A 13360-nucleotide genomic window follows, 5' to 3' on the forward strand; every position below is an offset into this window, starting at 1 on the left:
TGGCGGCAACGAACCGGACCCGCTTGCCCGTCCGCTGATTGAAAGGAGCCCGATATGCGCATCGACCGTCGCAGTCTGCTGATCGGAGGCGCCGCGCTCGGCACGGGCGGGGCGAGCCTCGCGTTCGCGCAAAGCATGTCGCCCAATTCGCTCAACGCGAAGCTCACTGGAGATCTGACGCCGATCCACGACCCGGTCATCATCCGCGAAGGCGACACCTACCATGTGTTCGGCTCCGGCGGGTGGAGCAAGCGGCCGTCGGTGACATGGCGCGTGTCCAACGATTTGGCGAGCTGGCGCGACAACGGTGATCCGTTCGATGCGGTGCCGGCGTGGGCTAAGGCGGCGATCCCCAAAGCCGAAAGCATGTGGGCGCCCGACATCTCCCATGTCGACGGCCGATTCCGCCTCTACTACGCCGTCTCGACCGGCGGCAGTATGCGCTCCGCGATCGGCTTCGCCACGACAAGGACGCTCGATCGCAACTCCCCGGACTATGGCTGGACCGACCACGGCATGGTGGTCGAGACCTTCGAGGGCGGCACCTACAACGCGATCGACGCCAATTTCGTGATCGACGCCGCGGGCGATCACTGGCTCGCATTCGGCAGCTACTGGAGCGGCCTCAAGCTGATCCCGCTCGACAAGGCGACGGGCAAGCCCCGGCCCGGAGACAGGACGATCCACTCGATCGCCTACCGCCCCGCCCCTACCGGCGGCGACAACCCCGTCGAGGGCGCCTTCATCTTTCAGCACGACGGCTGGTACTATCTCTTCGCCAGCTACGATTATTGCTGCAGGAAGGAAGCGAGCAACTATTACGTCGCCGTCGGCCGCTCGAAGCAGGTGACCGGTCCCTATGTCGGCCGCGACGGCAAGGCGATGATGGACGGCTACGGCACCGCGGTGATCGTCGAGCGGCCATGGGCCTCCTCACGCTGGCGCGGCCCCGGCCATTGCGGCCTGTATCGCGACGGCGACCGCGACCTGATCGTCTATCACGCCTATGATACCGAGCATGGCGCCGTCCCGACCCTGCGCATCGCCGAGCTCAGCTGGAGCGCCGACGGCTGGCCTTCGGCGCTGACCTGATCCTCCGCTCGCCGGCGCATCCAGAATTTGTCGGGATGAAACGGGATCGTGCTCCTGCGGAAGCAGGCGCCGTGGATCACGGGCCTATCGCTTGCGGCCAAGGCTCCTGCCTTCGCAGGAGCACAATCCTCGCGTCTGTCCGCGCTATGATCGAGGGGAGAGCACCGCCCTCGGAGCCGCCGAGAACGGCCTGCTTCCGAGGGGATGACATGGTGGGCGCGGCAAGGATTGAACTTGCGACCCCTGCGGTGTGAACACAGTGCTCTACCACTGAGCTACGCGCCCGAAACGGGAAGCGGGCCTTTAGGCGGGGGCGGACCTGCTGTCCAGCCCCAAGCCGCGCGGCCCGCGGATAAAATCAGTTCACCGAGTCCTTGAGGCCCTTGCCGGCCTTGAACTTGGGCTGGGACGAGGCCTTGATCGTCATCGGCTCGCCGGTGCGCGGGTTGCGGCCGGTCGAGGCCTTGCGCTTGCTGACCGAGAAGGTGCCGAAGCCGACGAGGCGCACTTCGTCGCCCTTCTTGAGCGCACTCGCGATCGCGTCGAACACCGCTTCCACGGCGCGGCTGGCATCGCCCTTGCCGAGGCCCGATGCGTCAGCGACCTGTCCGATCAGTTCCTGCTTGTTCATGCCCTGGAATCCCCCGTTTACCTGATACGCCGAAAAGAATCGCGGCCGCCGGCCGAACGATCAATAAGGCCCGCTCGAGCGGCCGAGTCAAAGGATTTTCGGCATCTTTCCGGCCGAACGGAGCCGAAACGATGTCGAAATCCTTAGTGATGCACGGCCTCGCCCGCCGGCGGAACACCCTGCGGCGGTTGCGTAGCAAGCTCGTCGGCCTCGCTCCAATCGATCGGCGTGACCGGCTCGACCAGCGCGAGGCGCAGCGCCTCGTCGACGTGCTTGACCGGTACGATCTCCAGCCCTTCGCGGATGTTGTTCGGGATTTCCGCCAGGTCCTTCTCGTTCTCGATCGGGATCAGCACCGTCTGGATGCCGCCGCGCAGCGCCGCGAGGAGCTTTTCCTTGAGCCCGCCGATCGGCAGCACGCGGCCGCGCAGCGTCACCTCGCCGGTCATCGCTATCTCGCGCCGCACCGGGATGCCGGTCAACGTGGAGACGATCGAGGTGACCAAGCCGATGCCGGCCGACGGCCCGTCCTTGGGCACCGCGCCCTCGGGCAGGTGGACGTGGATGTCCTTGCGGCCGAACAGGCTCGGCTTGATGCCGTAGCTGGGCGAGCGCGCCTTGACGAAGCTGAACGCGGCCTCGACCGATTCCTTCATCACGTCGCCGAGCTTGCCGGTGGTCTTGATCGCGCCCTTGCCGGGCACGGTCACGCTCTCGATCGTCAAGAGCTCGCCGCCGACCTCGGTCCAGGCGAGGCCGGTGACCGCGCCGATCTGATGCTCCTCCTCGCCCAGGCCGTGACGAAACTTCTGCACGCCCGCGAACTCGGCGAGGTTGTCGGGCGTGATCGTCACGCTCTCCGCCTTGCCTTCGAGGATGCGGCGCAGCACCTTGCGCGCGAGCTTGGCGATCTCGCGTTCCAGCGTGCGCACGCCCGCCTCGCGGGTATACTTCTGGATCAGCGCACGCAGCCCCTCCTGGGTCAGCGTGAACTCGCCGTCCTTGAGCCCGTGCGCCTCGACCTGCTTGGCGATCAGGTGCCGCTCGGCGATCTCGACCTTCTCATCCTCGGTATAGCCCTCGAGCCGGATGATCTCCATGCGGTCGAGCAGCGGCTGCGGCAGGTTGAGCGTGTTCGCCGTCGTCACGAACATCACGTCCGAAAGATCGATGTCGATCTCCAGGTAATGGTCGTTGAACTTGTTGTTCTGCTCGGGATCCAGCACCTCGAGCAGCGCCGAGGCGGGGTCGCCGCGGAAATCCTGGCCGAGCTTGTCGATCTCGTCGAGCAGGAACAGCGGGTTCGACGTGCCGGCCTTGCGCAGATTGGTCACGATCTTGCCCGGCAGCGAGCCGATGTAGGTGCGGCGGTGGCCCCGAATCTCGGCCTCGTCGCGCACGCCGCCCAGCGACTGGCGGATGAACTCGCGCCCGGTCGCCTTGGCGATCGACTTGCCGAGCGAGGTCTTGCCGACGCCGGGCGGGCCGACGAGGCACAGGATCGGGCCCTTGAGCTTGTTGGTGCGCGCCTGGACCGCGAGATACTCGATGATCCGGTCCTTGACCTTCTCCAGCGCATAATGGTCCTCGTCGAGCACCGCCTGCGCGGCAGCGATGTCCTTCTTGATCTTGGACTTCTTGCCCCACGGCAGCCCGAGCAGCACGTCGAGATAGTTGCGCACCACCGTCGCCTCGGCGCTCATCGGCGCCATGGTCTTGAGCTTCTTGAGCTCGGACGTAGCCTTGGCGCGCGCCTCCTTGCTGAGCTTCAGCGTCGCGATCTTCTGGGTGAGCTCGGCGACCTCATTGCCGTCGCCGTCCTCGCCTTCGTTGCCGAGCTCGCGCTGGATCGCCTTCAGCTGCTCGTTCAGATAATATTCGCGCTGGGTCTTCTCCATCTGGCGCTTGACGCGCGAGCGGATCTTCTTCTCCACCTGCAGCACGCCGAGCTCGCCCTCCATGAAGGCGAACACCATCTCCAGCCGCTTCTGCGGATCGGTCTCGACCAGCAGCGCCTGCTTGTCGGCGACCTTGACCGCGATGTTGCCCGCGACCGCATCGGCGAGGCGCGAGGGATCGTCGAGCTCGGAGAGCTGCACCGCGGTCTCGGCCGGGAGCTTGCGGTTGAGCTTGGCGTAGTTCTCGAACTGCTCGACCACCGAACGCATCAGCGCCTGCACCTCGGAGCCGGTCGCCTCCTCCCCCTCGACGCGGGTCACGGTCGCGACGAGGTGATCGCCCGCGCTCTCCAGCGTCTCCAGATGCACGCGCTCCTTGCCCGCCACCAGCACGCGCACGGTGCCGTCGGGCAGCTTGAGGAGCTGCATCACTTCGGCGGTGACGCCGGTGTCGTAGAGGTCGTCGCGGCCGGGATCGTCCTCGGACGGATCGAGCTGCGCGATCAGCAGGATCTCCTTGTCGCTCGCCATCGCGGATTCGAGCGCCGCGACCGACTTGTCACGTCCGACGAACAGCGGCACGATCATATGGGGGAAGACGACGATGTCGCGAAGGGGAAGAACGGGGTAGGACTGCTTCATGGAAACTCCGGGTGGCCCAGAACCGGGCCGATCTCCTGCTTTATATGGTGCCGATGCCGGGCGCATCAATCCGCCGTCGGAACTATGACACAGCCCGAGGACCGCGAGGCCGCGCATTCGTCCCTGCCGTCACCGAAGTCGAAAGTCCGTCCCATGCGTCTCCATTCCCTCGCCGCGCTGGCGCTGCTCACCACATCCTCGGCACTCGCCGCGCCCGAAAAGGGCAAGCCCGAAGTCACCGCGCTGACGCAGCGATCGGGCGGACCGGTCGACCCGGAGCAGGCGAAGCTCCAGCTCGACACCGTCGACCTCGCGATCGAGGTGTTCCCCGACAAGGAGACGATCGCCGGTGTCGCCACGCTCGCCTTCACCGCCAAGGCGCCGCTCACCCGGCTGCTGATCGACCTCGACCGCAACCTGCCGGTGAGCGCCATCGCGATCGACGGCACGCCGCTGAAGCCCGGCGCCTGGACCAATCCGGAGGGCCGGCTGTCCGTCAGCCTGCCCGCCCCAGTTCCGGCAGGCGGAAAAGTCACCGCCAGGCTCACCTATGGCGGCACGCCCCATGTCGCCGTCCGCGCGCCGTGGGACGACGGCATCGTCTGGGCGAGAACCAGGGATGGCCGCCCCTGGATCGCCACCACCACCGAGGGATCGGGCTGCGACCTGTTCTGGCCCTGCCTCGACATGCCGAGCGGCGAGCCCGATCGCGTGGACCTGCACATCACCGTGCCCAAGGGGCTGAAGGCGCCGTCCAACGGCGTGCTCGAGGGCGTCGACACGCTGCCCGACGGCCGCACGAGGTGGAACTGGAGCGTCAAGCACCCCAATACCTATGCGATCGCGCTCAACATCGCGCCCTATGAGCTGATCGAGGGCGACTACAGGAGCCGCTTCGGCAACACGATCAGGATGCAATATTGGTACCTGCCGGGCGAGGAGGCGCAGGCCAAGGGCCTGTTCGCCGAATTCGCGCCGACGCTCGACTTCTTCGAGACGCTGATCGGCCCCTACCCCTTCGGCGACGAGAAGATGGGCGTGGTCGAGACCCCGCACCTCGGCATGGAGCATCAGACGATCAACGCCTACGGCAACGGCTACAAGAAGGCGCCCGAAGGCTTCGACTGGCTGTTCCATCACGAGTTCAGCCACGAATGGTTCGGCAACCAGCTCACCGCCGCCAACTGGGACGATTACTGGCTGCACGAGGGTTACGGCAGCTACATGCAGCCGCTCTACGGGCTGTGGCGCGAAGGCCAGGCCCGCTACGCCGCGATGATGGCGACCCAGCGTGCAGGCATCCGGAACAAGGCGCCGATCGTCTCCGGCCAGGTTCGCACCGAGGAGGAGGTCTATGACGAGGACAAGGGCGGGCCGGGCGGCGACATCTACAACAAGGGGGCGTGGATGCTCCACACGCTCCGCAGCCTGATCGGCGACAAGGCCTTCTTCGAAGTGACGACGCGGGCCGTCTATGGCCGCCCGGATCCGCGACCGGGCAACTTCAAGCCGCGCTTCGGCTCGACCACCGAGTACCGCCGGATCGTCAACGAGGTGACCGGCAGGGATTACGGCTGGTTCTTCGACGTCTACCTCAGCGAGGCGGCACTGCCCGACCTCGTCGAGAGCCGTCGCGGCGACACGCTGACGCTGGCGTGGAAGACGCCGGGCAACCGGCCCTTTCCGATGCCGGTCGAGGTGCAGATCGGCTTCGACGGGCCGGTGAGGACCGTGCCGATGACGGACGGCACCGGTACGCTGGCCGTGCCGGCAGGCGAGCACATCATCGTCGACCCGACGGCCAAGATCCTGCGCCGTTCGCTCGCGATCGAGGCCGTGCAGGCACAACGGCGGGCTGAGGCGCAATAGCCGTTGCGGCCCTATCAATTGCGGATCGATCGCGGCGACGCTATAGGGCCCGCGTCGGAAAAGGCAGACTTGGTTTGGTAAGCCCAAGTCCTTTCGGTAACGAAAGCTCTGGTCTCTGGCCTCGTGCATGAGATCCCCGCGACGAACATCGGGCGCTGCCCAGCGCCCCTTCGTTCGTCCGTGTGGTACTCGAACCCGAGGAACGCTCCGGTCGAACATCGACGAGGAGTAGTTCATGCGCGATCACCACCCGGCCCTCTATGATGTCGTGATTGCCGGGGCGGGCCCCGTCGGCCTGTTCCTCGCCTGCGAGCTGCGTCTCGCCGGCCTCTCGGTCCTGGTGCTGGAGCAGGCCGAAGACCCGCGCTCCCCTCTGAAGCGGCTTCCGTTCGGGATGCGCGGCCTTTCGGCGCCCACCCTCGAGGCCCTTTACCGTCGCGGGTTGCTCGACGACATCGCCGCGGCGCAGCGTGCGGACGACGCCTCGGGCGGCACCACCGTGGCCGCCGCGCATTGGATGCAGCAGCCACGCCGCCCGGCCGGCCATTTCGCCGGCATCCAGTTCCATCACGACGACATCGACACCTCGAGATGGCGGTATCGCTTGCCAAGTCCGGCGGGCGTCAGCCTGGCGGTCGCGATGGAGACGCTCGAAACCGTCCTGACCGCCCGGGCCGGCGCGATGGGGGTCGAGATCCGCCGCGGCCTCCCGGTCGAGGATCTCGATCCCTCGGACGGGGACGTGACCGTTCGCGCCGGTGGCGAGACCTTCCGCGGACGCTGGCTCGTCGGCTGCGATGGCGGCCGCAGCACGGTGCGCAAGGCCGGCGGCTTCGAATTCGTCGGCACCGATCCCGAGTTCACCGGCTATTCCGTCGAGGTCGAGATGGCCGATCCGGATGCGCTCCGCGTGGGTCGCCACTACACGCCGACAGGCATGTACACCTATGCGCGGCCCGGAACGATCGCGATGGTCGAGTTCAATGGAGGCGCTTTCCACCGGTCCCGGCAGATCACGCTCGATCACCTGCAGGCGGTGCTGCGCCGGGTGTCCGGCACGGACGTCACCCTGACGGCGCTCCGGCTCGCCACCACCTGGACGGATCGCGCCTGCCAAGCCACGGCTTACCGCAAGGGGCGGGTGCTGCTCGCGGGCGACGCCGCGCACATCCATTCTCCCTTGGGCGGCCAGGGGCTCAACCTCGGGCTCGGCGACGCGATGAACCTCGGCTGGAAACTGGCTGCCGCGATCCGTGGCGATGCGCCGGCGGGCCTGCTCGACAGCTATCTGAGCGAACGGCATCCGGTGGGCGCGCAGGTTCTCGACTGGTCGCGCGCCCAGGTCGCGCTCATGCGGCCGACCCGGAGCACGCGCGCGCTCGAAGCCATCATCCGTGACCTCGTCGAGACCCGCGACGGCGCGACATATTTCGCCGAGCGCGTATGGGGCGTTTCGCTCCGCTACGATCTCGGCGGCGACCATCCGCTCGTGGGCCGCAGCGTTCCTGACTTCGAGTTGGCCGACGGCAGGAAGACCGGCGAGCTCCTGCGCGAGGGCAAAGGCCTATTCCTGGACTTTGCCTCTCGCGCACCGTTTCAGGCGCTGGCAAGGCGCTGGAAGGGGCGGATCACCTATGTCGCGGCCGATGCCAAGGATCGGCTGGGCCTGAGCGCCGTGCTGGTGCGCCCCGACGGATTCGTTGCCTGGGCCAGCGGGACCGCCCCCGACGAAGAGGAAGCCGCTCAGGCCGCCTCGCGATGGTTCGGCGCGCCGAAGGAGCTTCGCGAATCCGCCTAGGGATTGTCCGCTCCAGATCGAATCGTCATTCCGCGAAGGCGGGAACGACGGCGGCTCAAGCTCAACCGGATCGACTAGGCGGCGTCGCCCGCCTTTTCCTTCTCTTTCTTGGCATAGACGCGCACCGGCTCCTTGGTGCCGGCGACGACGTCCTTGTCGATCATCACCTCGTCGACGCCGTCCATGCTGGGCAGGTCGAACATGGTGTCGAGCAATATGCCCTCCAAGATCGAGCGCAGGCCGCGCGCGCCGGTCTTGCGGTCGATCGCCCGCTTGGCGGTCGCGACCAGCGCGTCCTCGGTGAAGCCGAGCTTCACCTCCTCCATGTCGAACAGCTTCTGATACTGTTTGACCAGCGCGTTCTTGGGCTCGGTCAGGATCTTGATCAGCGCCTCGGTGTCGAGGTCCTCGAGCGTCGCGATCACCGGCAGGCGGCCGACGAACTCGGGGATCAGGCCGAACTTGAGCAGATCCTCGGGCTCGACGCTCTTCAGCACCTCGCCGGTGCGCCGCTCCTCGGGCGCGGCGACGTGCGCGCCGAAGCCGATCGACTTGCCCTGGAGGCGGTCGCCGATGATCTTGTCGAGGCCCGAGAAGGCGCCGCCGCAGATGAACAGGATGTTGGTCGTGTCGACCTGCAGGAACTCCTGCTGCGGGTGCTTGCGGCCGCCCTGCGGGGGCACCGAGGCGGTGGTGCCCTCCATCAGCTTGAGCAGCGCCTGCTGCACGCCCTCGCCCGAGACGTCGCGGGTGATCGAAGGATTCTCGGCCTTGCGGCTGATCTTGTCGATCTCGTCGATGTAGACGATGCCGCGCTGTGCCCGCTCGACGTTGTAGTCCGACGCCTGGAGCAGCTTGAGGATGATGTTCTCGACGTCCTCGCCGACATAGCCCGCCTCGGTCAGCGTGGTCGCATCCGCCATGGTGAACGGCACGTCGAGGATGCGCGCCAGCGTCTGCGCGAGCAAAGTCTTGCCGCAGCCGGTGGGGCCGACGAGCAGGATATTCGACTTCGACAGCTCGACGTCCGCACCCTTGGCGCCGTGGTTGAGGCGCTTGTAGTGGTTGTGCACGGCAACGGAGAGCACACGCTTGGCGCGGTTCTGGCCGATCACGTAATCGTCGAGGACGTCGCAGATCTCCTGCGGCGTGGGCACGCCGCCGTCCTTCTTCGACACCAGCGCGGACTTGGTCTCCTCGCGGATGATGTCGTTGCACAGCTCCACGCACTCGTCGCAGATGAAGACGGTGGGGCCCGCGATCAGCTTGCGCACCTCGTGCTGCGACTTGCCGCAGAAGGAGCAATAGAGGGTGCTCTTCGAGTCGCCACCGCTCAGCTTGGTCATTCAATCACCTCTTGCGCGCGAAGATACTGGCGCGTCCAACATTCGGGCACGCATCCTAACGCGCCTACGTAAACCCACAATGAAAAATCCGTTGCAGTCACCTTAGCTGGGGATCGCGGCGCCGCAGCTCGTCGACCATCTCCTGCGCCTCCTTGAGATGGAGACCGGTGGCGTCGCGTACAAGCTTGACGGCGTTGATCACGTTGCCGTCGCGCAGCTCGACCCAGACCTTCATCTCGACGTCCGGCGGCAGCGTCACCGGCGCCTGGACAGACGCGGCAGGCGGAGCCGGCGGCACGATGGCGGCAGGCTGCGCCGGGCGCGGCGGCACCCCCAGATCGTCGCGCCGGCCCCGGCGTCGCGACAGCAGCAGCGCGAGCAGGCCGGCAGCGATCACCGGGAGCAGCAGGATCAGCGAATGTATCAGCGAGAAACTGCCCATCGGCCGATCCTTGCGCGCTCTCAGGCGGCCTGGGCGGCGTCTTCGGCCGGCGTCGGGCGCTTGTCGAACACCTCGTCGACGATGCCGAAGGCCTTCGCCTCTTCCGCCTCGAGGAAGGTGTCGCGGTCCATCGCCCGCTCGATCTCCGTCAGCTCCTTGCCGGTGTACTTGGCGTAGAGATCGTTCATCCGCTTGCGGATGCGCAGGATCTCCTTGGCCTGGATCTCGATGTCGCTGGCCATGCCCTGGGCGCCGCCCGAGGGCTGGTGGACCATGATCCGGGCGTTGGTGAGCGCGACGCGCATCCCCGGTTCGCCCGAGGCGAGCAGGAAGCTGCCCATCGACGCCGCCTGGCCGATGCACACCGTGCCGACTCGTGGGCGGATGTACTGCATGGTGTCGTGGATCGCCATGCCCGCCGTCACCACGCCGCCCGGCGAGTTGATGTAAATCCAGATGTCCTTCTTCGGGTTCTCCGATTCGAGGAACAGCAGCTGGGCGGTGATGAGCGAGGCCATGTGATCCTCGACCGGGCCAGTCACGAACACGATCCGCTCGCGCAGCAGGCGCGAGTAGATGTCGAAGCTGCGTTCGCCGCGGCTCGACTGCTCGATGACGATAGGGACAAGGGCGCTCATAGGATCGTGCATGACAGTCCGCTCTGAAAGGTGGACGCCTTACATCGGCGTTCCACTTTCCCGACGCAAGGGGAGAACAAGGTGAAACCGATGGGTGTAGTCCCCGTTTCCGCTTGGCAGAAGGCTAGGTCGAGGGTCCCCGCACGGCGAGATAGGCCAGCCGCCGTACCTCGCGGCGGCCGCGGACGACGGTGTCGAGGATCAGACCCGCCGTGGCGCTCAACGACGCCAGGATCATCAGGCCGGTCGCCAGGATCGCGGTCGGGAAGCGCGGGACCAGGCCGGTCCGGGCGTAGGTGACCACCAGCGGGATCGAGAGCAGCACCGCGACCAAGGCGAGCAGGCCGCCGATCAGACCGAAGAACAGCATCGGTCGCTCGATGCGGTAGAGCGTGACGATCGTATTCAGGATGCGCAGCCCGTCGCGCCAGGTGTTGAGCTTCGATGCCGAACCCTCCGGACGGGCGAAATACGGCGTTTCGACCTCGCCGACCGGCATCTTGAGCTCCAGCGCATGAACGCTGATCTCGGTCTCGATCTCGAACCCGCCCGACAGCACCGGGAAGCTCTTCACGAAGCGTCTTGAAAAGACGCGGTAACCCGAGAAGATATCGGTGAAAGTTCGTCCGAACAGTCGGGCGAGGATGCCGGTCATCAGCCGGTTGCCGAGCACATGGCCGCGCCGGTACGCCTCGGCCGCCTCGTGCACGCGGGTGCCGACCACCATATCGAGGCCGTCCTCGAGCAGGCGGGCGACCATCTTCGGCGCAGCCTTGGGATCATAGGTCGCGTCGCCGTCGGCCATCACATAGACGTCGGCGTCGACGTCGGCGAACATGCGGCGGACGACGTTGCCCTTGCCCTGCATCCGCTCGCCGCGGACGATCGCGCCGGCCGTCTTCGCCACCTCGACCGTGCGGTCGCGCGAATTATTGTCGTAGACATAGATGGCGACGCCGGGGAGCGCGTCGCGGAAGCCCGCGATCGTCTGCGCGATCGCGGCTTCCTCATTGTAGCAGGGCAGCAGGACGGCGATGCGTGGCTGGTTCAAGTCGAAGCCCCCAAGCCTTCTCCCCTTGTGGGAGAAGGATACCGTAGCTTAGCGGCGCCAGCCGCTTAGCGGAGGTTGGATGAGGGGTAAGCGGCTTCGCAGAAGCCGCGCGGTCGCAAGCGCGACCGCCTTCCCCTCACCCAGCTCCGACTAGGGCCGCGCAAGAGCGCGACCCAAGTCTGCGCAACCCTCTCCCACAAGGGGAGAGGGAAGAAAAGATTAAGCCTCCGCCTTCTTCTTGGCCGGAGCCTTCTTGGCAGCGGGCTTGGCTTCCGCCTCGGCAGCTTCGGCCTTCTTCGCCGGTGCCTTCCTGGTCGCCGCCTTCTTGACCGGCTCCTCGGCGACCAGCTCGGCCTCTGCGACCGCTTCGCTCAGCGATTCGTCCTTCTTGGCGGCCGCCTTCTTCGCGGGAGCTTTCTCCTCCTTGGCGGGAGCAGCCTTGGTCGCGGCCTTCTTCGCCGGCTCCTCGGCCGTCGCAACAGCCTTCTTCGGCGCCTTGCGCGGCTTCGGGCTGTCGTGGTCGTGGGCGTGCGTGCCCGAAGCGAAGCCGTCGTCGCTCTCGATCGCGGCCTCGAGCTCCTCGCGGGTCACCTCGCGGTCGGTGATCTCCGCCTTGTCGAACAGGAAGTCGACGACCTTGTCCTCATAGAGCGGGGCACGCAGCTGGGCGGCGGCGAGCGGCTCCTGCTGGATATACTGGACGAAGCGCTGGCGATCCTCCGGGCGGTACTGCGACGCCGCCTGCTGGACCAGCATGTTCATCTCCTGCTGCGTCACCTCGACGCCGTTGGCCTGGCCGATCTCCGACAGGAGCAGGCCCAGGCGCACGCGGCGCTCGGCGATCGCGCGATAATCGTCCTTCTCGGCCTCGAGCTCGGCCTTGGCCGCCGCGACGTCCTCCTCATGCTCCGCCTCGTGCTGGAGCTGGTGCCAGATCTGGTCGAACTCTTGGCTGACCATCGTCGGCGGCACCGGGAAGTCGTGTCCGGCGGCGAGCTGGTCGAGCAGCTTGCGCTTCATATAGGTGCGGGTGAGGCCGTTGAGCTCCTGCTCGGCCTGTCCCTTGAGGATGCCGCGCAGCTGCTCGAGGCTCTCCAGGCCCAGGTTCTTGGCGAGATCGTCGTCGATCCTGGTCTCGCCGGGCGTCTTCACCGCCGTGACCTTGACGTCGAAGGTCGCGGGCTTGCCCTTCAGCTTCTCGACCGGATAATCCTCGGGGAAGGCCACCTCGACCGTCTTCTCGTCGCCCGCCTTGACGCCGACGAGCTGGTCCTCGAAGCCCGGGATCAGCCGGCCCGAGCCGATCTCGATCGACATGTCGGTGCCGGTGCCGCCGTCGAAGGCGACGCCGTCGACCTTGCCGGCGAAGTCCATCACCACCAGGTCGCCGGTCTTGGCCTCGTAGCTCTTGGGCGCCTCGTCGAAGCTCTTCGACTGGCCGGCGAGCTCAGCCAGCCGCTCGTCGATCTTCGCCTCGTCGACCGGAACGGTCAGCCGCTCGAGCTTGAGGCCGTCGATCGACGGGGTGGGCACGTCGGGCAGCACCTCGAGCTCGATGGTGATCTCGGCGTCCTTGCCGGCCTCATAGTCGTCGTTGAGGCGGACCGCGGGCTGGGTGGCCGGGCGCAGCTTGAACTCGCTCACCAGCGACTGCACGCCGTCCTGGATCGAGCTGTTGAGCGCGTCCTGCGCCAGCGCCTCGCCATGCATCTTGCGGATGAGGTTCACGGGCACCTTGCCGGGGCGGAAGCCGGGCATCCGCACCTGCGGCGCGACGCGCTTCACTTCGGCATCGACCTTGGCGTCGATGTCCTTCGCGGTGATCGTCAGCGTATAGGCGCGCTTCAGGCCCTCGTTCAACGTCTCGACAGTCTGCATGGGATGGGGTTGCTCTCGTTCTTCTCTCGGGAATCGGATCAGGCGGCGTCCTGCCAGCGCGTGCGTGGGAACGGG

The 13360-nt window shown here is 66.7% G+C and carries 10 protein-coding genes and 1 tRNA gene; 3 read left to right on the plus strand and 8 right to left on the minus strand.

What is annotated here, in order from left to right:
* Positions 1 to 54 precede the first annotated feature (54 nt).
* Positions 55 to 1092: an arabinan endo-1,5-alpha-L-arabinosidase gene (locus ACMGER_RS10990; RefSeq protein ID WP_436812186.1), complete on the plus strand. Its 1038-nt coding sequence runs from the start codon at positions 55 to 57 to the stop codon at positions 1090 to 1092.
* 210 nt (positions 1093 to 1302) lie between these two features.
* Here ACMGER_RS10990 and ACMGER_RS10995 read toward each other — a convergent pair.
* The 3 genes from ACMGER_RS10995 to lon form a co-directional block, all read right to left on the minus strand.
* A tRNA-Val gene (locus ACMGER_RS10995) sits at positions 1303 to 1377 on the minus strand.
* Positions 1378 to 1450: 73 nt separating this feature from the next.
* A complete protein-coding gene (locus tag ACMGER_RS11000; RefSeq protein WP_233782825.1) occupies positions 1451 to 1723 on the minus strand; it encodes an HU family DNA-binding protein in 273 nt (90 codons plus the stop codon).
* 143 nt (positions 1724 to 1866) lie between these two features.
* The gene (lon, locus tag ACMGER_RS11005) at positions 1867 to 4263 is read right to left on the minus strand and encodes an endopeptidase La (protein WP_436812187.1); all 2397 of its coding nucleotides are present in this window, start codon (positions 4261 to 4263) and stop codon (positions 1867 to 1869) included.
* 153 nt (positions 4264 to 4416) lie between these two features.
* On the opposite strand from lon, the gene ACMGER_RS11010 reads away from it, so the two are divergent.
* Entirely contained in the window at positions 4417 to 6132 is a 1716-nt protein-coding gene (locus ACMGER_RS11010; protein ID WP_436812188.1) for a M1 family metallopeptidase, read from the plus strand.
* A 235-nt stretch (positions 6133 to 6367) separates the two neighbouring features.
* Entirely contained in the window at positions 6368 to 7930 is a 1563-nt protein-coding gene (locus ACMGER_RS11015) for an FAD-dependent monooxygenase (protein ID WP_436812189.1), read from the plus strand.
* A 74-nt stretch (positions 7931 to 8004) separates the two neighbouring features.
* Here ACMGER_RS11015 and clpX read toward each other — a convergent pair whose 3' ends face one another.
* From clpX to tig, 5 genes are all read right to left on the minus strand, one after another.
* Positions 8005 to 9276, minus strand: a complete 1272-nt coding sequence (gene clpX, locus ACMGER_RS11020; protein ID WP_436812190.1) for an ATP-dependent Clp protease ATP-binding subunit ClpX — start codon at positions 9274 to 9276, stop codon at positions 8005 to 8007.
* A 97-nt stretch (positions 9277 to 9373) separates the two neighbouring features.
* Complete coding sequence (locus tag ACMGER_RS11025) at positions 9374 to 9718, minus strand: ribosomal protein L7/L12 (RefSeq protein WP_436812191.1); 345 nt, start codon at positions 9716 to 9718, stop codon at positions 9374 to 9376.
* Positions 9719 to 9738: 20 nt separating this feature from the next.
* On the minus strand, positions 9739 to 10356 hold the full coding sequence (locus tag ACMGER_RS11030; RefSeq protein WP_436812192.1) for an ATP-dependent Clp protease proteolytic subunit: 618 nt from the start codon (positions 10354 to 10356) through the stop codon (positions 9739 to 9741).
* A gap of 124 nt (positions 10357 to 10480) precedes the next feature.
* The gene (locus tag ACMGER_RS11035; protein ID WP_436812193.1) at positions 10481 to 11407 is read right to left on the minus strand and encodes a glycosyltransferase family 2 protein; all 927 of its coding nucleotides are present in this window, start codon (positions 11405 to 11407) and stop codon (positions 10481 to 10483) included.
* Positions 11408 to 11626: 219 nt separating this feature from the next.
* Positions 11627 to 13285 carry a trigger factor gene (tig, locus tag ACMGER_RS11040; RefSeq protein WP_436812194.1) on the minus strand — a complete coding sequence of 553 codons (1659 nt, stop codon included), beginning with the start codon at positions 13283 to 13285 and terminating at the stop codon, positions 11627 to 11629.
* Positions 13286 to 13360 lie beyond the last annotated feature (75 nt).

Source organism: Sphingomonas astragali (assembly GCF_051400615.1).
Lineage (GTDB): Bacteria > Pseudomonadota > Alphaproteobacteria > Sphingomonadales > Sphingomonadaceae > Sphingomonas.

What these genes read in the sequence shown, in the direction of transcription:
- ACMGER_RS10990 (WP_436812186.1), top strand. Translation starts at nt 55, where the DNA reads ATGCGCATCGACCGTCGCAGTCTGCTGATCGGAGGCGCCGCGCTCGGC.
- ACMGER_RS11000 (WP_233782825.1), bottom strand. Translation starts at nt 1,723, where the DNA reads ATGAACAAGCAGGAACTGATCGGACAGGTCGCTGACGCATCGGGCCTC.
- lon (WP_436812187.1), bottom strand. Translation starts at nt 4,263, where the DNA reads ATGAAGCAGTCCTACCCCGTTCTTCCCCTTCGCGACATCGTCGTCTTC.
- ACMGER_RS11010 (WP_436812188.1), top strand. Translation starts at nt 4,417, where the DNA reads ATGCGTCTCCATTCCCTCGCCGCGCTGGCGCTGCTCACCACATCCTCG.
- ACMGER_RS11015 (WP_436812189.1), top strand. Translation starts at nt 6,368, where the DNA reads ATGCGCGATCACCACCCGGCCCTCTATGATGTCGTGATTGCCGGGGCG.
- clpX (WP_436812190.1), bottom strand. Translation starts at nt 9,276, where the DNA reads ATGACCAAGCTGAGCGGTGGCGACTCGAAGAGCACCCTCTATTGCTCC.
- ACMGER_RS11025 (WP_436812191.1), bottom strand. Translation starts at nt 9,718, where the DNA reads ATGGGCAGTTTCTCGCTGATACATTCGCTGATCCTGCTGCTCCCGGTG.
- ACMGER_RS11030 (WP_436812192.1), bottom strand. Translation starts at nt 10,356, where the DNA reads ATGAGCGCCCTTGTCCCTATCGTCATCGAGCAGTCGAGCCGCGGCGAA.
- tig (WP_436812194.1), bottom strand. Translation starts at nt 13,285, where the DNA reads ATGCAGACTGTCGAGACGTTGAACGAGGGCCTGAAGCGCGCCTATACG.